Source organism: Bacillus cereus group sp. BfR-BA-01360, assembly GCF_022663595.1.
GTDB lineage: Bacteria > Bacillota > Bacilli > Bacillales > Bacillaceae_G > Bacillus_A > Bacillus_A cytotoxicus.
Genome location: NZ_JAKUFV010000004.1, coordinates 66,126 through 88,598, shown reverse-complemented (window position 1 = coordinate 88,598; position 22,473 = coordinate 66,126). Strand labels below are relative to the sequence as shown.

The following is a 22,473-nucleotide window of genomic DNA, read 5'->3' as shown; positions in this document are numbered from 1 at the left end:
ATTACCTTCCTGGAATGAATTTATAGCCAAGTCCGCGAACTGTTTTTATATACTGTGGGTTGCTTGGGTTGAATTCGATTTTTTCTCGCAGCTTGCGAATATGGACCATCACGGTATTATCATCTCCGTTATAGGCTGGAGCGCCCCAAACTTTTTCGTATATTTCTTCTTTAGAGAAGACGTAATTCGGATGTTCACAAAAGAAGAGTAAGAGCTGAAATAGCTGAGCGGAGCATTCTACAATATTGCCATCTACTTTTAATTCAGCAGCATGTTTATCGACTTGAAATCTTCCAAATGAATAGATATCGGAAGTTTGTATTGTTTTTGGAGTGTATTTCAAATGTCTGCGCAGCTGTGCTTTCATCCGAGCAACAACTTCAAGCGGATTGAATGGTTTTGTAATATAATCATCTGCTCCATATAAAAATCCAGAGACTTTATCGAGATCAGATGTTTTTGCTGTTAGAAAAAAGATGGGACAATCTGTCTTTTGACGGATAATAGGACAAATATCAAAGCCGGATTGTCCAGGGAGCATTACATCGAGAATCATTAAATCATATGAATGATCTTCAACGAGCAACAAAGCTTCCTCAGCAGAAGTTGCGGTTGTAATATGAGAAAACCCTTCTTTTTGTAGAATTGTAGTTAATAGTTGTAAGATTGCTGATTCATCATCAACAAGTAAAATATTTGCGTTGTACAAAGTAAAATCCCTCCTAGTTTTCACAAAATATCATAACATTTTCTTGAAAGTTATGGGATTTTTAAGGAAATTTTAAGGTTTTCTTAGTTAAGAAATAAGATTTAGATGATATGATAAAAGTAAACATAGGGGAGGAGATGAGTATGAATCCGTTTTATTCGATGCGAGCAAGATATTTTTTGATTGTATTTACACCACTGATTTGGCTGGAGCGCAGCAGTAAGCAATTGCTCGAACATACACTTCATATACAAAATTCTTCTATTATAAATCTACTCATATTTTATATACTCCCAGTGATTTGGCTCTTGTATGAATATAGAAGAAAAGATATTCCATTAAGAGCATTTATTAATAGGCAAGAGACATTTCATGTACTGCAAGTTGTATGGATTACCATTATGCTTTGCCTCTTTAGCTATGGATATTTGATTTTGTATATGTATAGTTTCACGTGGATTACGCCGGATTTTATCATGAATGCTTTACATCAACCAATTATAGAAGAGACCAGCGGATATGTATATCAATTTATAATAGTTGTATTTATTGCACCTATTATAGGTGAATTTGTATTTAGAGGATTTCTTTTTCAGCGTTTTGCAGCAAAATGGGGAACGGGAAAAGGTATGATTGCAGTTGCCCTTTTGTTTGGTTGCATGCATATTGATTTTCTTGGTGCTGCCGTATTTAGCATCGTTCTATCTATTGTATATATTCGCTCGAAAAGCCTACTCATGCCGATTAGTATTCATATGCTAAACAATGCAGTTGTACTGATTGCCTCCAAATTTATAAGTAAAGAAGAAGCGATTAGTTTTGCCGACTTTTCCAACTATACAAGTTTTTTTACAGGACTTATGATCTTTATCTTTGGGTTAAATTTTGTTTTATTCTTTTTGTTTATGAACCGTCGTTATATGAATGAAGAACTACCAATTGTAACTTTAAATAAGATGTAAAGGCTCTAGAGCTTTCTGTTTAGGAGAGTTATATGGATGAAAAAGTTCGCAGGGAATATTCTGAAAGAAACAACAAATTCGACATCTATAACAGACATATGTAGTAGAGAAGTTTGTCAGTTAATTAGCCCGGTTATGGATCCGATTGTGTTCCCAGAGTTTTATTTGTTTTCAAGTACGAATCATAAAGAAAGCGCTATATTTCTGCTTATTCTTGTAGGAAGCATAATTGGAGTTGGGCTTGTTTTAGAAGAAATCGTAAAACGAATTTTGCTAAATTATAATAGTAACAATCGAGTAATCTTCAAAAAAATGTTTGAATATGTAGTGACCGCTTGTATATTCTTTTACTTTTTTAAAGCAGTGATTTATTTTGTCATGATGAAACGCGGATAGCGCGATTATGAAGGGAAGATCCCGTATAGAAAGGAATGGATATGTTTATATGAATGAAACAATACAATCAAATAAATTTTTCTATTTAATGATGATAAGTTTGATTGTAATTACGACTATAAATGTGAGCTTTCGTTGGAATGAACCGTACTTTTTTGTTTATTTGGCACTTCATCTATTAGGATTATTATGTATTTGCGGTGGAATGGTAGCGGAAAAAAAGAGTGCAGATTGTGTCAACTATATGTGCATAACGGGTCTTATTCTGTTGTTAACTGTGCAAGGAATTATGAAATATAGTTCTATGAACCTTCATAATTTTAGTTTATTGGTAGATATGATTCCGTAGCGGGAAGAGCCTATGGCAAAAGGATAACTTTTGGCGTAGGCTCTTTGTTTCTATTTGTGTCGAATCGCTGATATAGAGAAGGGATTGAAAATTACATGACAATTCCTTAGATTAGCTTGTTCTATTTTGAGAGAAGCGAACTTACAATAATAATAGACAGGCAGCATAGAGGAGGGAGTACAGTGAGAAAAGTTATTGGATGGTCGCTTTTTTTGTACGTTGGTTTTGCCTTATTTATATACTGGTATTTATTTGGTTGGAACCATGAAATGATTCCAGACATGTATAAAGGCACGAGTGCTGATCCAGCAACCTTTATGAGTGCGAAAGAACTTACATTAAGCCAAGATTTTTCGAGAGTTAAAAATTTGCTGTTTTTTTTATCTGTGCCTCTTGAATGGATGATTTTATTGTTTGTTCTCGTTTTAGGGGTATCAAATAAATTTGAGAAATGGTCAAAAGAAACATCGAAGGTAAAAGTCATACAAATTGCGATTTATTTATTTTATTTATCATTACTTACAACGGCACTTTCATTACCACTGCAATGGTTCGGGCATCAAGTATCTATTGATTATGGTATTTCAACACAAACAACAGCGAGCTGGATACGAGATCACGTTCTTGATTTTTGGATCAACTATGTAATAATGTTTCTGATCGTTTCCGTTTTATTATGGCTGATGAATAAATTCCCGAAGCGTTGGTGGCTAGCAGGCTGGGCATTATCTGTACCATTTACCATCTTTTTAACATTTGTACAGCCTGTTTTAATTGATCCGCTTTATCATGAGTTTTCAACTTTAAAAAATAAAGAGTTAGAAACGAAAATTTTAACGATTGCAGATCAAGCACATATCCCTGCGGAACATGTATATGAAGTGAATATGTCGGAAAAAACAAATGCATTAAATGCATACGTGACAGGGATCGGAAAGAATTTTCGCATTGTATTATGGGATACAACGCTTCAGCAACTAAAAGATAAAGAGATTTTGTTTATTATGGCGCATGAAATAGGACATTATGTCATGAAACATATATATTGGGGCGTAGCCAGTTATATTGTTTTAACATTTATCGGCATGTACTTGATTAGTCGTATTTTAAATCTTTGTTTACGAAAATGGGGAGATACATTGCGAATTTCAAAGCTTGCATGTTTATCCATTCTCCCTTTATTTTTCTTAATTTCCTCTATATTATCTTTTGCCGCAAGTCCGGCGACAAACTATGTATCTCGCATTGAAGAACGTGCGGCGGATCAATATGCATTACATATGACGAAAGATGGTAAGGCAGGAGTAAAAACATTCCAATATTTATCCAAAACAAGCCTTAGTCAAGTAAACCCACCTGCTTTAGTAAAATTTTTCTTATATACACATCCACCTATTTTTGAAAGAATTCATACATTTGAAGAATATGAGAGGCAGAAAAAATAAAGAAGTAGCGGTTTGCTACTTCTTTATTTTTAGTAAATAATTTTTGGTAAAATTTTTCATTGATTTTTCTGCTGATTTTTTCAATAATAAGCTATAAAATTTTAAAAATCTATATATAGAGGAGTAAAGTTGTATTTATGCGTTTTTTACGAAATTTGAAAGTGAAATATAAGTTATTTTTACTTATTTCATTAGTTGTTCTCGGTTTCATTGTGATGAGCTGCGTAGCAATGAACTCGATGAGACAGATGAAACAGAACACAAAGATTGTTGCAGATGATTATCAATATTCTAATGTCTTGTTGGAAAGTATGCTTCGCACACAAAAGGCATTAGAATATAATTTGCTAACATTAATGACGATTTCACAAAGTGAAGAGAGGAAAGAGATTGTCAAAGATATTGAAGATGACCTGAAGAAATATGATTCTTTATTGAAAGAATATGATGATGGCTTTAATTTAAGTAAGCAAGAAGATGAACTGTTTCAAAAGATGAAAAAGGTTGTACCAGATTACAGGAATACATATGAAAGTTTGTTTGAAAAAGAAAAGTTGATACATGATTCACAACATATAAATGAGTTCCGCGAAGAACTCAAACCAAAAGGTGCTGAGTTGGCTCGTTATACAGGTGATTTAGAAAAATATGTTGCCAATTTAGCAGATAAAGTATTCGATGATTCTCAAAATATGGTGGAACAATCTATTACAAGTTTTATCATAACTGTAACTGTTAGTACAATCTTGATCTGTATATTAAGTTATATTATTAGTAGGTTAATCGTCACGCCTTTACAAACTGTAAGTACTATGATGGGAAGAGTAAAAGAAGGCGATTTAACGGTATATGGAGATTATAAAGCGAAAGATGAATTAGGTATATTAGTTAGTGATTTTAATAGTATGATTGAAGGGTTAAGAGAGAATATGAAAGAAGTTGAAAAGAACATTCAACTATTATCGCAGCACTCTCATGCGGTCGTTTCCGCATCAGAAACGTCGCACCAGGCCGCTAAACAAATTATAGTAGATATTGAAGAAGTGGCAAGTGGTGCGGATAGTCAAAAGAAAGCGACGGAACAAACTGCGTGTGCAATGGAAGAATTGACACAAGAGATACAAGGAATCGTGGATATATCTTCATCTGTAAATGAGTTATCTTCTCAATCTGCATTAGAAGCGGATAGAGGAAATCAATTTATGAAGCAGATGACTCGACAAATGGATACCATATATGGTTCTGTCCAGCAAGGTGTGAAACAAGTAGGGAATATGAAAGTCCAATCAGGAGAAATTGTGAAAATTATTGATGTGATACAAGAAATTGCCTCACAGATTAATTTATTAGCATTAAATGCGGCGATCGAGGCTGCACGTGCTGGAGAAAGTGGTAGAGGTTTTGCGGTTGTTGCTGATGAAGTTAGACAGTTAGCGGAGCAGTCTAGTGAATCGGCAAAACAAATTGAACAACTTGTTGGCCAAGTCATGGAAGTAACGAACCATACAGTTGAGATAATGGGGAAAGTAGAAGAGGATGTTCAGCAAGGTACAGAAGTAGCTATGCGTACAGAAGAAGTATTTGGAAAGATTGCAGAAAAGGTTCAACAAGCATCGCTTCAAATTGAAAGTGCTTCTAGATCTACGGATGAAATGGCTGCAAGTAGTGAAGAAATTTCTGCTTCAGCAGAAGAAATGGCTCACATTGCCCAAAGATCATCTGACTGTACCGATATGGTAAAACAATCTATCTTAAAGCAGGAAGAATCAGTCCAAACCATTTCTACTGCAATTGAGCAACTCCATATTATCGCAGGGGGATTGGAGAAAATTGTTTCTCAATTTACCTTACAAAAATAGGGGAAACACTCGTCAGTAGAGGGATCATATGAAGAGAGAAAAAGACATGTTAAGTATGTGAAGCTTAATATGTCTTTTATTCTATATTTTTACAAATAATAATGTATGAAGTATAATTTGATTTAATTTTAAAAATATTTACATTTATTTCTTCGGAAGAAGGAATGCTTAAGGGGGATCTATCTTTTGGTTTCAAAGTATAAAGTAAAAATACAATCATCGATGCCAGCGCTAAAAATGATATTATCCATGTCTATTTTTGGATCAATTGGATTTTTTTCCGTTCAAACGAACTTACCATCTTTTGAATTAGTATTTATACGTTGTATTTGTGCGACAGTGTTTTTAACTTTGTGTTGGATTGTCACCGGTCAGTATAAGGAGGAGAAATGGAATCGGAAAGAAGTGATGCAAATATTAGCATGTGGTATATTTCTCGTTTTTAACTGGGTGTTCTTATTTAAAGCATTTGAGGTTATGTCGATTACAATCGCTATCTCTGTGTATCATCTTGCTCCTATCATTGTATTAATAATTGGGAGCCTCGTATTTAAGGAGAAATTAACAATATTCGCGATTATTTCCATTGTTATGTGTTTTATTGGAACTGTATTCGTTGCGGGAGTAGATGGGAGTATTTCTATGAGAAAACTCATGTCATCCGGAATGGTCTGGGCTCTTCTAGCAGCTTTATTTTACGCATTTACGACTCTTTTAGGAAAGGGAATTTCACAGACGAGTGCATACACAATGACATTTCTGCAAACCTTTTTAGGAATCTTTCTTTTGTTACCATTTGTTGATTTTCATGCATTTCAAGGACTGACAGAAAAGAATTGGTTGTATATAGCAGCAACGGGCCTTATACATACAGGATTTGTATATTATCTGTTTTTTGATAGTTTAAGAGATTTGCCAACAAGACTCATTTCTGTATTAGTATTTTTAGATCCAGGTGTGGCGATTTTATTAGATACGGTATTTACAGGCTTTAGACCAACAATGCTACAAGTAATCGGGATTATTTTCATTTTTGCTGGAATGGCATTTACGTTTCGAAAATCAGAAGTAGAAACAGCGCTTGAGGAAGAGCATGCGTATTCAAAGTGATAAAAAGTTAGAAATAGAAAGAAGTCTGTCTAAAAAGGATAATTTTCGGACGAGTTTTTTTATTTTTTGTAGGGATAAGGTGTGGGATTTGGCGTTTGGTCGATATCGTATAATTTTGCGTTTTTTGTCTATATCATGAACTTTTCATAGGAGAAGGATAGAGGTGAAATGGTATAGAATATATATTATATAACATCCTTGTAAGAGGTTTCATTAGTCCTTTTTAAAAAGAAGGAGGTATAAAAATAGAAGAAAAAAGGCGAGGATAACGGTTCTTCAAAACAATTTGCACCCGATTTACATTTTTAATATGAATTGCCCCTCTTATAATTGTGAAATCCATAATAATAAATATTAAAGCGTATTTGATTTGTTCATATGATTTGTCAATGAAGCATATGTAGTTATGAATAATCGAATACAATCTATTCTTTTCTTATTGTGTATCAATAGGGAGGAAGGAGAGAGGAAAATGAAGAAAAAAGTATGCCGTGTGATGACTACAGCAGCTATTGTTGGTGGGTTATTGATAAGTGCCGGTACGGCTCCAATTAGAGCGGAAGAGTACCCTGAGATGATCGTGTTTGCGGATGTTCCAGTAGGGCATTGGGCATATGATGATATTATGGATTTAGTTTATCATAAATTTCTTGAAGGGTATGGAAATGGTAAATTTGGTGTAGAAGATTATGTAACACGTGAACAAGTGGCAGCAGTTATATATCGTACACTTCAACTTGAGCACAAAGGACCGTTAAAGAACCCCTATAATGATATTTCTGAACGATCTACAATGTTTCCAAAAGAAATCTTAGCATTGACAGAGCGCGGTATTTTTAAGGGAAATGAAAACGGAAACTTTAGACCGATAGCACCGTTAACACGTGCGGAAATGGCACAGATTCTTACAAGAACATTCGAATTTGAAGTAAAGCGCCAACATACGTTTTATGATGTGCCCGATAATCATTGGGCAAAAGAGGCAATAAGTGCTTTACAATCAAATAAAGTTGTAATTGGAACTGGAAATGGAAAATTCGAACCAAGCGCATTTGTAACACGTGAGCAATATGCGAAGTTTTTAAATCAAGCTATTATTCATTATCATATAAAAGATGAAGTAGATGCATAAAGAGCTCTTGCATGATTATGAAAAAGTGCAATGATTTTTTATTGTACTTTTTGTTGTATTTATAATATACAATGTAATAAATGGAATTATGGATATTGGAAATGCTAGAAAGAAATATAGCAATGCCCCCTATATATAAAAGTATTTGTGCTGAAAATCATGATATTATATGAGGTTGATTATCAAGTTGATAAATAAAAAATTACATGTAATATAGTTCACAGATTTGTCACGAAGGTGGCAAATTTGTGTCTTGTCTCCTCTGTATCAATTATTTATATTAAAACAAAGTACATATACATAGAGGAGAGAATGTAGTGAATAAGAAATTTTTGAAAGTAGTCGCATCATTAACGATTATGGGGGGAGCTTTATTTAGCACAGAGAGTTTGAATGTAAAAGCTGAAAGTAAGCCGGTTGTATTTCATGATGTACCACAAGATCATTGGGCTTTTGAGGCAATCTCTGATTTAGGAAACGCGGGAATTATTGCGGGATATGGTCATGGTATTTTTGGACTAGGGGATGATGTAACACGTGAACAAGTCGCGGCATTAATTTATCGTAGTATGGAAGGAATTGAAGAGAAAGAGGAATATGAAAATCCATACGGTGATCTTGATGAGCATGGATCAACATTATTTTTGGAAGAAATTTTAGCTTTAACGGAGATGGGCATTTTCCAAGGGGATGAGCAAGGGAATTTTAGACCGAAAGATACGCTAACACGTGCAGAAATGGCCCAAGTTATTGCGACTGCTTTTGATTTAGAGGTGAAAGCTCCGCATAGTTTCAACGATGTTCCAGCAAATTCATGGGCAAAAGATGCAATTAGTGCTGTACAATCCAATCAGATTGCAGCAGGAATTGGACAAGGGAAATTTGCTCCGGAGATGAAGGTAACGCGTGAGCAATATGCACAATTTTTATATAATGCACTTACTAATGAACACGCTGAATAATAAATAAGGAATTGAAAGAAAAGAACCTGTGCCAAAAGGGTGTATAAAAAACCTTTTGATGCAGGTTTTTTCTTTTTATTATCTTGAGTGAATGGAAAATTCTATCATAAAAAAGATTGATTTTTCAAAAAACACCTTCCTTTTCCGAAATTTTGTTATATAATATAAAGAGTAAATATAAATCTGTTATAAGACAGTTTAAAAAGGAGATGCTAATATGTCAACGCAAACTTCACGAGTGACACTCGCTGGAGAATTATTACCATCGTACAACGAAATTTTGACACCAGAAGCGCTTACTTTTTTGAAAGAGTTGCATGAGAATTTCAATGAACGTCGTATTCAGTTATTGAAGAAACGAGAAGAAAAACAGAAAAGAATTGATGCGGGAGAGTTTCCGAATTTTTTACCAGAAACAGCACATATACGTGCGGGCAATTGGACAATTGCGCCGCTTCCGCGTGATTTAGAAGATCGACGCGTAGAGATTACGGGACCCGTAGATCGAAAGATGATTATTAATGCTTTAAACTCTGGGGCACATCTTTTTATGGCAGATTTTGAAGACTCGAGTTCACCAACATGGAAAAACATAATAGAAGGTCAAATAAACTTAAGAGATGCTGCGAAAGGAACGATTTCATATAAGAGCCCAAGTGGGAAAGAATACCGTCTTGGCGATCAAACAGCTGTACTTATTGTACGTCCGCGCGGTTGGCATTTAGAAGAAAAGCATATGCAAGTTGACGGGAAACGTATGTCAGGAAGTCTTGTAGACTTTGGACTGTACTTTTTCCATAATGCGAAAACTTTAATTGAAAAAGGAAGCGGTCCATATTTTTACTTGCCAAAGATGGAGAGCTATTTAGAGGCTCGTTTATGGAATGATGTATTTGTATTTGCACAGAAGTATGTCGGTATTCCAAATGGCACAATTAAAGCGACGGTACTGCTTGAGACGATCCATGCTGCATTTGAAATGGATGAAATTTTATATGAATTACGTGATCACTCCGCTGGATTAAATTGTGGACGATGGGATTATATCTTTAGCTTTTTAAAATGTTTCCGCAATCATAAAGCATTTTTGCTTCCAGACAGAGCACAAGTTACGATGACAGTACCGTTTATGCGCGCGTATTCTTTGAAAGTCATTCAAACGTGTCACCGCCGAAATGCACCAGCGATGGGGGGGATGGCAGCGCAAATTCCAATTAAAAATAATCCAGAGGCGAATGAAATCGCCTTTGAAAAAGTGCGGGTCGATAAAGAGCGCGAAGCTTTAGATGGGCATGATGGAACTTGGGTTGCTCATCCAGGACTCGTACCAGTTGCGATGGAAGTATTTAATCACATTATGAAAACACCAAATCAAATATTTAGAAAACGGGAGGAACTGCATGTAACAGAAAAAGATTTATTAGAAGTACCTATGGGAACGATTACAGAAGAAGGGCTGCGCATGAATATCAGTGTTGGCATTCAATATATTGCATCATGGCTAAGTGGACGCGGGGCAGCACCTATTTATAACTTAATGGAAGATGCGGCAACAGCGGAAATATCAAGAGCGCAAGTTTGGCAGTGGATTCGTCATGAGGAGGGGAAACTGAATGACGGTCGTAAAGTTACGTTTGCTTTAGTAGAACAATTGAAGGCGGAAGAACTAGCGAAAATAGAGAAGGAGATTGGAAAAGAATCATTTGAGAAAGGTAGATTTGTAGAAGCGACAAAGTTATTTACTGATTTAGTGCGTAAGGATGAGTTTGAACCATTTTTAACATTACCTGGTTATGAAATTTTATAAAAGAAAAGGGGATGGAAGAAATGAAAAATGAAAGAGTTCAGCAATTGCAAGAGGATTGGGAATTAAATGCACGCTGGAAGGGGATTACGCGTCCTTATTCTGCTGAAGATGTAATTCGTCTTCGCGGGTCAATTGATATTGAACATACATTGGCGCGCCGTGGTGCGGAGAAACTTTGGAACATGCTTCATACAGAAGACTACATTCATGCGCTGGGAGCGTTAACAGGTAACCAAGCGATGCAACAAGTAAAAGCGGGCTTAAAAGCAATTTACTTAAGTGGTTGGCAAGTAGCAGCGGATGCGAATTTATCTGGTCATATGTATCCGGATCAAAGTTTGTATCCGGTAAATAGTGTACCAGCTGTTGTAAAACGGATGAATCAAACGCTTCAGCGCGCAGATCAAATTCAGCATATGGAAGGAAACGGAGGTATCGACTACTTCGTGCCGATTATTGCTGATGCTGAGGCCGGATTTGGCGGACAATTAAATGTATTTGAATTAATGAAAAGTATGATTGAAGCAGGAGCAGCAGGTGTTCACTTCGAAGATCAATTATCTTCGGAAAAGAAATGCGGACATTTAGGCGGAAAGGTGTTATTACCAACACAAACAGCAGTGCGCAATTTAATTTCAGCACGGCTAGCGGCAGATGTAATGGGCGTATCGACAATCATTGTTGCAAGAACGGATGCGGATGCAGCAGATTTAATTACAAGCGATATCGATCCAGTCGATCGAAAGTTTATTACAGGAGAAAGAACGCCAGAAGGTTTTTACCGTACAAAAGCGGGGCTCGATCAAGCAATTGCGCGCGGCTTAGCATATGCACCATATGCAGACCTTGTTTGGTGTGAAACATCTGAGCCAAATGTAGAAGATGCAAAGCGCTTTGCTGAAGCGATTCATGAGAAGTATCCAGGGAAATTACTAGCTTATAACTGTTCGCCATCCTTTAACTGGAAACAAAAATTAGGTGAAAAAACAATTGCAAACTTTCAAAAAGAAATTGCATCATACGGTTATAAATTCCAATTCGTAACGCTTGCTGGATTCCATTCCTTAAACTATAGCATGTTTGAATTAGCACGCGGTTATAAGGAGCGTGGCATGGCAGCATATTCTGAATTGCAACAAGCAGAATTTGCTGCTGAACAATACGGCTACTCCGCAACGCGTCATCAGCGCGAAGTAGGAACGGGTTACTTTGATGAAGTCGCGCAAGTTATTACAGGTGGTACATCTTCGACAACAGCGCTGAAAGGTTCTACGGAAGAGGCGCAGTTTACAAAATAAGTGAGGGGACAGGTGTCGATACTAGGCGCCTGTTTTCTATTGAAAAAATTCTTTTTGTATATCTGTTTCGTTTTTTAGGGTGATAGCTCTATTTTATAGAGAGTATAAAAATTGGAAGATTTATTTTTAAAAAAAAGTATACATCTTATCTTTATTATGTTATACTAATCTCAGTTGAATAATTAAATTAAGCAATCCATATATTATCAAGTGCTGAAAACGAACGAGAAAAAGTATGTGAGAACTGTTTTATGTTTCGTATTTGATAATGTGTGGATTCTTTTTTTACATGAAAAACTAAAAAATGTATTTTCTTAGGAGGAAATAAGAATGACAGTAACAGGACAAGTAAAATGGTTTAATAATGAAAAAGGATTTGGTTTCATCGAAGTTCCAGGTGGAAGCGATGTCTTTGTACATTTCTCTGCAATCACAACTGAAGGCTTCAAATCTTTAGAAGAAGGCGAAAAAGTTAGCTTCGAAATCGAAAATGGTAACCGTGGACCTCAAGCTAAAAACGTTGTAAAACTATAATTTTATTGTGTGTGATAAAAAAGATGGCTTTGGCCATCTTTTTTGTTATACATTTTTGAGGATATACATATGGTGTAATAACCCTTCTTTGCTTCTTTACCTTACTCTATATGGGCATTTGGACTTTTGAAGCAGTCTTGTTCATGAGACTAACGAATATGTTATAAATATTTCAAACATGGAAAATCTACTTTTAGTTGAAATAATATCTCTATTTGGAACGAACTATATACATTTTTGACGTTGGGTATTTTTTATGGAAAGAAATAATGTCATTTTTAAGTTTTATAAAAGAATGTAAAAAAATTGAAAATTTTAATTATTTTACAAAAGGTGTGATACAATTATTTGTGCAGCTGCTAATATAAATGAATTTTATAGAAGGAGTGAACACACCATGGATGGTAGAGCTGAGCGCTATGTTGAAAATTACGTAATAAATAAAAAAACTATGGCTTTACTGCCTGTTATTTTAGGGGAAAAAAATGTAATAACGAGAGTAATTGAAGTGGAAGACTCTTTTTTTATGTTCCAAAAGCCGCTTGATATTGTAGAACGAAGCTGTCGTAAGCATGGATCGAGTTTTTTAGGGAGGAAAGAAGGAACCAAAGAGTTAACACGTATTACTCATAAAGCACCTATCGCAATTAGTCCCACCGATCAACTTTATTTCTTTCCCACGTATTCCTATTCAAGAAAAGAATGTGCATGGCTCTCTCATTTTCATATTGCAAGCAATAAAGAGTTAGCAGACGGCAATCTTATTATTCGGTTCATTAATGGGTTTGCAGTGAAATTAGAGATGTCAAAGAGTAGTTTTGAGAATCAACAAAACCGTACAGCAAAGCTGAGAACAGAATATGAAGATCGAAAAGATAAACAAGGAAACTTGCAGTTTAAGCCAGTTGCAAAAGAAGCGATATCAACGTTAAGACCAGCGTATGAAAAAGTCTACCTTGTAAAGGAAGAAGATATAGAAGGAGAATGATTAATAAATCAGGTAAAATGCTCATATAATAAAAATGAAAAGAAACCAGATATGATGAAGTAACTGGTTTCTTTTTTGTTACATGGAAACATGAAAGGTGTAAAATCCTGTCAAATCATGATAGATAATCATACGATAATCAGGAAGGGTTTTTACATCATCGTATGGAACTTTAATACATACATCTCCATCTGTTATATCTACCATTTCCTCTTTATACGAAGCAATGATAAAGTAGGGATAGTGAAAATAATAAAGGGGTAAATTGTAGAATGGATTTTCAAACAATCAAAGAATATTTTTCAACAGAAAATATGGACCAACTTGTCGAGAGTTACCGGGCGTTTGGTCTGCTCCTTGGCATTGGCTTGCCAATGGCAGAAGCGCTTATTCCCGTACTTCCACTGATCGTATTTGTTATGGCAAATGCGGTTGCTTTTGGTCTATGGCTTGGATGTTTCTATTCTTGGATCGGTTCGGTGCTGGGGGCGTTTCTTGTTTTTCTTGTTATTCGTAAGTTTGGGCGAAGTCGCTTTTTTTCTTTTATAAATAAACATCCGAAAGTACGGAGTGCGATGGGATGGATTGAACGAAAAGGATTTGCACCTATTTTTGTATTGTACTGTTTTCCTTTTACGCCATCTGCATTGATTAATGTAGTCGCGGGATTATCGCGCATTAGTGTAAGGCAGTTTGGATTAGCTCTAACACTTGGAAAGCTTGTTATGATTTTTATGTTAAGCTATATCGGTCATGATTTAACTTCTTTTATCCATAATCCTGTAAAAACAATTATTGTGATAGGAGTTGTTTTTATTCTTTGGTATGTTGGTAAGAAAATTGAAGTGAAATTAGAACTGCATTGAGTAGAGAAGTCCGCGCTGTACATACAGCTTCATTGTAGAAAAGGGTGAGGGGAGAGGCTGATGAAGCAAACTTTGAAAAAAGAAAGCGTAGAGTGGATGAGAACGATCCTTATCGGGATACTACTAGCTCTTTTTTTTCGAACGTTTTTCTTCTCGACTTATGTTGTAGAGGGAAAGTCGATGATGCCAACACTTCAAGATGGTAATATGCTTGTTGTGAACAAAGTGAGCTATCAAGTTGGAGAGTTACATCGATTTGATGTTGTTGTATTCCATGCGAATAAAAAAGAGGACTATGTAAAACGAATCATTGGTTTACCTGGAGATTATATTGAATATAAGCAGGATAAATTATATATTAATGGTCAATTTGTTGATGAACCGTATTTAGAAACATATAAGGAACAAGTGAAAGGACGCCAGTTGACAGGAGATTTTAAGTTGGAAGAGTTAACGAAAAAAAAGGTTGTGCCAAAAGGATATATTTTTGTACTTGGCGATAACCGTCTTGGTAGCTGGGACAGCAGACATTTTGGTTTTATAAAAGCAGATGCGGTTGTTGGAAAAGTCGATTTACGTTATTGGCCGATTAACGAAATGCAAATGAACTTTTCAAAAGGTGAGTAGAATGATTTATAATATAGAAAAGAGGAAAAAAGGCAAGCAGTCTCTGTTTGTCTTTTTTCGTGTCCTATAATACAATGATGACAGCAAACTAACGTTCGTTATATAGGTGAAAGGTGGGGTTATATGTCACTTCGATTTGTGATTGGAAGAGCTGGAAGTGGGAAAAGTACACTTTGTTTACGAGAAGTGCAAGAAGAGTTAAAAGAGCGCCCAAGAGGGAAAACAATCTTGTATCTTGTTCCTGAACAAATGACATTTCAGACGCAGCAGGCGTTAATAGGAAGTGAAGAGGTAAGAGCTTCTATTCGTGCACAAGTGTTTAGTTTTTCACGATTAGCTTGGAAAGTGTTGCAAGAAGTAGGAGGGGCAAGTCGTCTTCATATTGATGAAGCGGGTGTGCATATGTTACTTCGCAAAATTATTGAATCGCGCAAAGAAGGATTATATGTGTTTCAAAAAGCCGCTGAACAAAATGGCTTCTTTGAACATCTTGGAGGTATGATTGCAGAGTTTAAACGTTACAATATAACGCCATCTCATGTATATGAAATGTGGCAACAGTTAGATGCGCATAGCAGTAGCGCCGAACAAAAGTTGCTGGCAAATAAAATATATGATTTGCAGCTATTATATGATGATTTTGAACGAGCTTTAATTGGAAAGTATTTAGATTCGGAAGATTATTTACAGCTCCTTATTGAGAAACTGCCGTTTTCTGAGTATGTAAAGGATGCAGAAATTTATATTGATGGATTTCATTCGTTCTCCCCGCAAGAGCTTGAAATTATAAGGCAGCTAATGAGATGCGGAGCAAGAATGACGATTACATTAACGGTGGATGAAAAAACGTTCGCCCAGCCAGTCAATGAACTGGATTTGTTTTATGAAACAGTGCTGACGTATGAAAAAGTAAAACAAGTAGCACGTGAAGAGAAAGTGGTAATGGAAAAAACGATTCCGCTCGTAGAACAGCCGCGATTTCATTCTCCAGCATTAGCGCATTTAGAAGCTCACTATGAATCGCGTCCGAACGAAAAGTTTTACGGAGAGACGAGTATTGCCATCCATACAGCTGCGAATTTACGAGCGGAGGTAGAAGGAGTAGCGCGAGAAATTCGTAGACTTGTTGCAGAAGAGAATTATCGATACCGCGATATTGCCGTACTTCTTCGGAACGGAGAAAGCTATTATGATGTGTTAAGAACATTATTTGCAGATTATGATATTCCGCATTTCATTGATGAAAAGCGCTCGATGTCTCACCATCCGTTAGTCGAATGCATTCGTTCTGCTTTAGAAATAATTAGTGGGAATTGGCGTTATGATGCTGTTTTTCGCTGCGTGAAAACAGAACTTTTATATCCGCTGGATGTAAAAAAAGAAGTGATGCGTGAAGAAATGGATGAGTTTGAAAACTACTGTTTGGCGTATGGTGTCCAAGGTAAGAAATGGACCGCCGATGAGCCGTGGACGTATCGTCGTTATCGCTCTCTTGATGAGGGGAACGAGGTGATAACAGATCGTGAACGCCAAATGGAAGAGAAAATGAACCGTCTTCGTGAGATTGTAAGAACGCCAATCATTCGTCTGCAAAAAAGATTGAAACGTGCAAGTACTGTTATGCAAATGTGCGAAGCTGTATATTTATTTTTAGAGGAGCTAGATGTTCCGAAGAAATTAGAACAACTACGTGTACGTGCTGAAGAAAGCGGGGATTTCTTATTTGCGACAGACCATGATCAAGTGTGGGAAGAAGTGATGAATCTTCTTGATACATTTGTTGAGATGCTTGGAGAAGAAAGTATGTCTCTATCGGTGTTTATTGATGTGATGACGACAGGGCTTGAGGCACTTCAATTTGCCAATATCCCGCCATCGTTAGACCAAGTATTAATTGCAAATATCGATCGCTCTAGACTTTCAAATATTCGGGCAACATTTGTGATTGGTGCAAATGAAGGTGTGATGCCAGCTACGCCGACAGATGAAGGGATGCTTTCTGATGAAGAAAGAGATGTTCTTGCAGCAGCGGGCGTGGAATTAGCACCAACGACAAGACAAACGTTATTAGAAGAACAGTTTGTCTTGTATCAAATGGTGACAAGAGCATCTGAGAAACTATATATCTCTTGTCCTCTTGCAGATGAAGAAGGAAAGACATTACTAGCTTCTAGTTTTATGAAGAAAATAAAGAGAATGTTTCCTAATGTGAAAGAGACGTTTGTAACAAACGATGTAAACGACTTATCGCGCGCAGCACAAATTTCATATGTAACGACGCCAGAAGTAACATTGTCATATGTGATGCAACAACTGCAAACGTGGAAGCGATACGGTTTTGAAGGTGATTTAGACTTTTGGTGGGATGTATATAATTTCTACGTTACATCCGATGAATGGAAGCAAAAAAGCAACCGTGTATTATCCAGTTTGTTTTATCGAAATCGTGCGAAGAAATTAAGTACGGCTGTAAGTCGAATTTTATATGGAGATAAAATAAAAGGAAGTGTCTCTCGTATGGAATTATTTAATCGCTGTGCGTACGCTCATTTTGCACAGCACGGTTTATCATTGAGAGAGCGCGATATATTTAAATTAGATGCACCAGATATCGGGGAGCTGTTCCATGCAGCGCTAAAGAAAATTGCGGACAAGCTCTTGCGTGAAAAACGGACTTGGGCTGATTTATCCATAAAAGAATGTGAGCATCTTTCCATATTAGTAATAGAAGAAATTGCTCCATTATTACAAAGGCAAATTTTATTAAGCTCAAATCGACATGCTTATTTGAAACAAAAATTACAGCAAATTATTTTTAGAACATCGCTTGTGCTTAGGGAACATGCTAAGGCGAGTGGATTTGTTCCAGTTGATTTAGAAGTTCCGTTTGGTATGGGAGGCAAAGACTCATTACCACCGATGGAATTTACATTATCAAACGGTGTGAAAATGGAAGTTGTCGGCCGGATTGATCGAGTTGATAAAGCGGAAGATGAGAGCGGTACGTTTCTTCGCATTATTGATTATAAATCGAGCTCGAAAGCGCTGGATTTAACAGAAGTATATTACGGATTAGCATTGCAAATGCTGACGTATTTGGATGTCGTCATTTCTAATGCTGGTACGTGGATGAAACAGGGGGAAGTCGCATCACCAGCAGGTGTGTTATACTTCCATATTCATAATCCACTTGTTGAGGTGAAAGGTGACGCTTCTGAAGAGGAGATTGAGAAAGAAATTTTAAAGAAATTTAAAATGAAAGGGCTCGTGCTTGGAGATGCAGATGTTGTTCGTTTAATGGATAACAAACTATCAACAGGAAGCTCTGACATTATTTCAGCCGGGTTAAAAAAAGACGGAAGCTTCAGCGCACGCTCTAACATCGCAAGTGAACAAGAATTTTCTGTGCTACAAAAATACGTACACCATACGTTTGAAACGATCGGAAAAGACATTACAGAAGGTGTCATTGATATTGCTCCATATAAAATGGGGAATAAAGCAGCGTGCACATTTTGTCACTTCCGCTCTGTCTGCCAGTTCGATGAATCGCTGGAAGACAATCAGTTCCGTACATTAAAAGATATGAAAGATAGTGAAGCAATGGAGAAAATACGAGAGGAGGTCGGGGAATGATGGTAGAAAATTGGCCAGCAAAACCAGAAGGGAGTCAATGGACAGATGATCAATGGAAAGCTGTTGTGGCACATGGACGTGATATTTTAGTTGCAGCAGCAGCAGGTTCCGGGAAAACAGCAGTACTCGTTGAACGTATCATTAAAAAGATTATTAATGAGGAGAATCCGGTAGATGTCGATCGCTTACTCGTTGTAACATTTACGAATGCAGCCGCGCAAGAGATGAAAAATCGAATTGGGGAAGCGTTAGAAAAAGTATTAATTGAGGAACCGAGTTCACGGCATATACGGAAGCAGCTGAGCTTATTAAATAAGGCTTCCATCTCAACAATTCATTCTTTTTGTTTACAAGTCATTCGTTCATATTATTACATGCTTGATATCGATCCTCGTTTTCGCATCGCGAATCAAACGGAAAATGAGTTATTAAAAGAAGAAGTGTTAGATGACATATTAGAAGAAGAGTATGGAATGGAAGAGAATCAACTATTCTTTGAACTTGTCGATCGCTATACGAGCGACCGTAATGATGATGATTTGCAGCGAATGATTTTGGCGCTGCATACAGCAGCAGGAGCGCATCCAAATCCAGAAAAGTGGCTTGATAGATTAGTAGAAGCGTATAATGTGGAAGGAAAAACAATTGAAGATTTAATGTATGCTTCTTATTTATTAGAAGATGTGAAATTCCAGCTTGAAACAGCAACGGAGTACATTCGAAAAGCAATGGAATTAGCGATGCTTCCCGATGGTCCTGCTCCTCGCATGGAGACATTACAAGCGGATCTCGTTTTACTAGAAACGTTATCTCATGCTGCGCGCAAGTCGTGGACAAGTGTATATGAAGCAATGCAGCATGTATCGTGGCAAACGTTAAAGCGTATTAAGAAAAGCGATTATAACGAAGATATTGTGAAACAAGTCGATTCTCTTCGCAATAAAGCAAAAGATGAAGTGAAGAAATTACAAGAAGAACTGTTTAGTCGTAAACCAGAAAGCTTTTTACGTGATTTTCAAGAGATGCACCCTGTATTAGGAAAACTCGTGCAGCTTGTTAAAGAGTTTTCGAACCGATTTCAAGCGATAAAACGTGATAAAGGAATGGTTGATTTTACAGATTTAGAGCATTTTTGTTTGCAAATTTTAAGCGAGCAAGGTGAAGATGGTGAACTGCGCCCATCGCCAGTTGCACTTCAATACCGCAATAGATTTGCGGAAGTTCTCGTTGATGAATATCAAGATACAAACTTCGTTCAAGAATCCATTATTAAACTCGTAACGAAAGACTCTGAGCAAGAAGGTAATTTGTTTATGGTCGGTGACGTAAAACAGTCTATTTATCGCTTTCGATTAGCAGAACCCGGCTTGTTTTTAGGAAAATATAAACGTTTTACACAAGAAGGATTAGAAGGCGGAATGAAAATTGATTTAGCGAAAAACTTCCGCAGTCGTCATGAAGTATTAGCTGGTACAAACTTTATTTTCAAACAAATTATGGGCGAAGAAGTTGGTGAAATTGAGTATGATGCTGACGCTGAATTAAAGTTAGGTGCAAGCTATCCAGAAGGAGAAGATGTAGCGGCAGAGTTATTATGCATTCACCAATCTGAAGAAGAAGTGCTAGATGGAGAAGAGGGTGAAGAAGTAGAAAAAGCGCAGCTGGAAGCACGTCTCATTGCGCAGCGCATAAAAGCGATGGTTGACTCAGGATATACAGTATATGACCGGAAAACGAATGAAATGCGTCAGGTCCAATATCGCGATTTTGTTATTTTACTGCGCTCGATGCCGTGGGCGCCGCAAATTATGGAAGAATTAAAGCTGCAAGGCATTCCAGTATACGCAGAACTTGCAACGGGCTATTTTGAAGCGACAGAAGTAAATATTATGATGAATGTTTTCCGCGTTATTGATAATCCGGTGCAAGATATTCCGCTAGCAGCTGTACTTCGTTCGCCAATTGTTGGGCTAAATGATGAGGAACTTGCGATGCTTCGTGCGCATGCAAAGAAAGGCTCTTTTTATGAAGTGATGCGCTCGTTCTTACGAGGAGCACCGCTTGAAGGAGGGAAGGAACTGCATGAAAAGCTAAAGTGGTTTTATCACTTACTGCAAGGATGGCGTGAGTTTGCGCGTCAGCAATCTCTTTCTGACTTAATTTGGAAAGTGTATCGTGAAACTGGGTATTATGACTTTGTCGGCGGATTACCTGGCGGAAAGCAACGTCAGGCAAACTTGCGTGTTTTATACGACCGCGCAAGGCAATATGAGGCGACATCATTTAGAGGGTTATTCCGCTTTTTACGCTTTATTGAGCGCATTTTAGAACGCGGTGATGATATGGGAACTGCAAGAGCTCTTGGAGAGCAAGAAGATGTTGTGCGCATTATGACCATTCATAAAAGTAAAGGACTAGAGTTCCCAGTTGTGTTTGTGGCAGGGCTCGGCCGTCGTTTTAATACGCAAGATTTAATGCAGCGTTTCTTATTGCATAAAGACTTCGGATTTGGTTCACAATTTATTGACCCGCGCAAGCGAATTAAATATACGACATTATCGCAATTAGCGATTAAACGAAAAATGAAACGCGAGTTAATTGCAGAAGAAATGCGTGTATTATATGTTGCGTTAACGCGTGCAAAAGAAAAATTAATTTTAATTGGAACGGTGAAAGATAAGGAAAAAGAAATGGAAAAATGGCTTGATACACGGGAGCATACAGAATGGTTACTACCAGATTATGTACGCGCTAGTGCGTCATGTTATTTAGATTGGATTGCTCCTTCCTTATACCGACATCGAGATAGTGAAATACTCCTTGAATTAGGACAAGGTACGATTCCAAATGAAATTTATGAATATGATACAAGCTGGAAAGTAGAATTCGTTGATGGCAAAACGTTACTCGCACCAGAGCCAGCTCAAGAAGAAAAGCAAGAGTTGTTAGAAGCGCTGCGTGAGAAAAAGGCTGTCCCGTTAGAGAGTGAACGAAAAGATGAAGTATATAATCGATTAACATGGAAATACGAATACGAGGATGCAACGCTTCAACGTGCGAAGCAATCTGTTACAGAGATTAAAAGAAATTATCAATCGGAAGATGGAAGTGATACGGCCTTTATTCAAAAACTACGTGCGCCAATTCGAACACGTCCGCGTTTTATGGAGAAAAAAGGCTTAACATATGCAGAGCGTGGAACAGCTGTTCATGCCGTTATGCAGCATGTTGATTTGAAGCAATCTATTACAATTGAATCTATTCAAGAGCAAATCGCAAAAATGGTGAATAAAGAGATCTTAACCTTTGAACAAGCAGAAGAAATCAGTGTCGAAAGAATAGTGGCATTTTTTGAAAGTCATCTTGGAAAACGAGTGTTAGAAGCGAAAAGTGTTGAGCGAGAAGTACCGTTTACGATGATGCTTTCAGCAAAAGAAGCGTATCAAAATTGGCAAGGTAAGAGCGAAGAGACGATACTCGTACAAGGGGTTATCGACTGTATGATCGAAGAAGATGATGGCATTACGTTAATTGACTTTAAAACAGATACAATTGAAGGGAAATTTCCAGGTGGATTCGATCAGGCGAAACCGATTTTAGAAGAGCGCTATAAAGTACAGCTTTCCTTATATGCTAAAGCACTAGAAAAAACGTTACAACACCCTGTAAAAGAAAAGTGTTTATACTTTTTTGATGGAAATCATGTGATTACGATTGAGGAATAGAAATGATGTGAGAAAGGAACTGTGTCACATGACGACAATAAGAATGAACGCTATGGCAGCATAAAAAA

At 36.9% G+C, this 22,473-nt stretch carries 18 protein-coding genes and 1 pseudogene; 17 read left to right on the top strand and 2 right to left on the bottom strand.

Features of this window, described 5'->3' with window-relative positions; genetic code table 11:
• Position 1 precedes the first annotated feature (1 nt).
• Positions 2-709 carry a response regulator transcription factor gene (locus tag MR056_RS05680; RefSeq protein ID WP_011983933.1) on the bottom strand — a complete coding sequence of 236 codons (708 nt, stop codon included), beginning with the start codon at positions 707-709 and terminating at the stop codon, positions 2-4.
• A 143-nt stretch (positions 710-852) separates the two neighbouring features.
• Between MR056_RS05680 and MR056_RS05675 the strand changes: the two genes are divergently transcribed.
• From MR056_RS05675 to MR056_RS05620, 13 genes and pseudogenes are all read left to right on the top strand, one after another.
• Positions 853-1,671, top strand: coding sequence for a CPBP family intramembrane glutamic endopeptidase (locus MR056_RS05675; RefSeq protein ID WP_011983934.1), 819 nt, complete (start codon positions 853-855; stop codon positions 1,669-1,671).
• A 36-nt stretch (positions 1,672-1,707) separates the two neighbouring features.
• Positions 1,708-2,067: a hypothetical protein gene (locus tag MR056_RS05670; RefSeq protein WP_087097960.1), complete on the top strand. Its 360-nt coding sequence runs from the start codon at positions 1,708-1,710 to the stop codon at positions 2,065-2,067.
• A gap of 49 nt (positions 2,068-2,116) precedes the next feature.
• Positions 2,117-2,416 carry a hypothetical protein gene (locus tag MR056_RS05665; RefSeq protein WP_041810252.1) on the top strand — a complete coding sequence of 100 codons (300 nt, stop codon included), beginning with the start codon at positions 2,117-2,119 and terminating at the stop codon, positions 2,414-2,416.
• Positions 2,417-2,598: 182 nt separating this feature from the next.
• Positions 2,599-3,861, top strand: coding sequence for a M48 family metallopeptidase (locus MR056_RS05660; RefSeq protein ID WP_087097962.1), 1,263 nt, complete (start codon positions 2,599-2,601; stop codon positions 3,859-3,861).
• Between the two features lie 137 nt (positions 3,862-3,998).
• Positions 3,999-4,775 (top strand): annotated as a pseudogene (locus tag MR056_RS22805) (MCP four helix bundle domain-containing protein); the annotation flags it as partial.
• Entirely contained in the window at positions 4,767-5,720 is a 954-nt protein-coding gene (locus tag MR056_RS22800; protein ID WP_425322139.1) for a methyl-accepting chemotaxis protein, read from the top strand. The pseudogene MR056_RS22805 and the gene MR056_RS22800, both read left to right, overlap by 9 nt.
• Before the next feature lie 222 nt (positions 5,721-5,942).
• Positions 5,943-6,830 carry a DMT family transporter gene (locus MR056_RS05650; protein ID WP_041810254.1) on the top strand — a complete coding sequence of 296 codons (888 nt, stop codon included), beginning with the start codon at positions 5,943-5,945 and terminating at the stop codon, positions 6,828-6,830.
• A 472-nt stretch (positions 6,831-7,302) separates the two neighbouring features.
• The gene (locus tag MR056_RS05645; RefSeq protein ID WP_011983940.1) at positions 7,303-7,962 is read left to right on the top strand and encodes an S-layer homology domain-containing protein; all 660 of its coding nucleotides are present in this window, start codon (positions 7,303-7,305) and stop codon (positions 7,960-7,962) included.
• A 317-nt stretch (positions 7,963-8,279) separates the two neighbouring features.
• Entirely contained in the window at positions 8,280-8,924 is a 645-nt protein-coding gene (locus MR056_RS05640) for an S-layer homology domain-containing protein (RefSeq protein WP_011983941.1), read from the top strand.
• A gap of 217 nt (positions 8,925-9,141) precedes the next feature.
• Positions 9,142-10,731, top strand: coding sequence for a malate synthase A (gene aceB, locus MR056_RS05635; protein ID WP_011983942.1), 1,590 nt, complete (start codon positions 9,142-9,144; stop codon positions 10,729-10,731).
• A gap of 20 nt (positions 10,732-10,751) precedes the next feature.
• Positions 10,752-12,029, top strand: a complete 1,278-nt coding sequence (gene aceA / locus MR056_RS05630; protein WP_011983943.1) for an isocitrate lyase — start codon at positions 10,752-10,754, stop codon at positions 12,027-12,029.
• A gap of 330 nt (positions 12,030-12,359) precedes the next feature.
• Complete coding sequence (locus MR056_RS05625; protein ID WP_011983944.1) at positions 12,360-12,563, top strand: cold-shock protein; 204 nt, start codon at positions 12,360-12,362, stop codon at positions 12,561-12,563.
• A 397-nt stretch (positions 12,564-12,960) separates the two neighbouring features.
• Positions 12,961-13,551 carry a competence protein ComK gene (locus tag MR056_RS05620; protein ID WP_011983945.1) on the top strand — a complete coding sequence of 197 codons (591 nt, stop codon included), beginning with the start codon at positions 12,961-12,963 and terminating at the stop codon, positions 13,549-13,551.
• A gap of 78 nt (positions 13,552-13,629) precedes the next feature.
• Here the strand turns inward: MR056_RS05620 and MR056_RS22230 are convergent, their stop codons facing one another.
• Entirely contained in the window at positions 13,630-13,758 is a 129-nt protein-coding gene (locus MR056_RS22230) for a hypothetical protein (protein WP_255815495.1), read from the bottom strand.
• Between the two features lie 65 nt (positions 13,759-13,823).
• Here MR056_RS22230 and MR056_RS05615 point away from each other — a divergent pair, with 65 nt between their 5' ends.
• The 4 genes from MR056_RS05615 to addA all read left to right on the top strand — a co-directional run bounded on the left by MR056_RS05615 (position 13,824) and on the right by addA (position 22,405).
• Positions 13,824-14,417, top strand: a complete 594-nt coding sequence (locus MR056_RS05615; RefSeq protein WP_011983946.1) for a TVP38/TMEM64 family protein — start codon at positions 13,824-13,826, stop codon at positions 14,415-14,417.
• Between the two features lie 60 nt (positions 14,418-14,477).
• Positions 14,478-15,044: a signal peptidase I gene (lepB, locus tag MR056_RS05610; RefSeq protein ID WP_011983947.1), complete on the top strand. Its 567-nt coding sequence runs from the start codon at positions 14,478-14,480 to the stop codon at positions 15,042-15,044.
• Between the two features lie 123 nt (positions 15,045-15,167).
• Positions 15,168-18,680, top strand: a complete 3,513-nt coding sequence (gene addB, locus MR056_RS05605; protein ID WP_048722281.1) for a helicase-exonuclease AddAB subunit AddB — start codon at positions 15,168-15,170, stop codon at positions 18,678-18,680.
• Positions 18,680-22,405, top strand: coding sequence for a helicase-exonuclease AddAB subunit AddA (addA, locus tag MR056_RS05600; protein ID WP_087098019.1), 3,726 nt, complete (start codon positions 18,680-18,682; stop codon positions 22,403-22,405). The genes addB and addA overlap by 1 nt, the downstream gene beginning before the upstream one ends.
• Positions 22,406-22,473 lie beyond the last annotated feature (68 nt).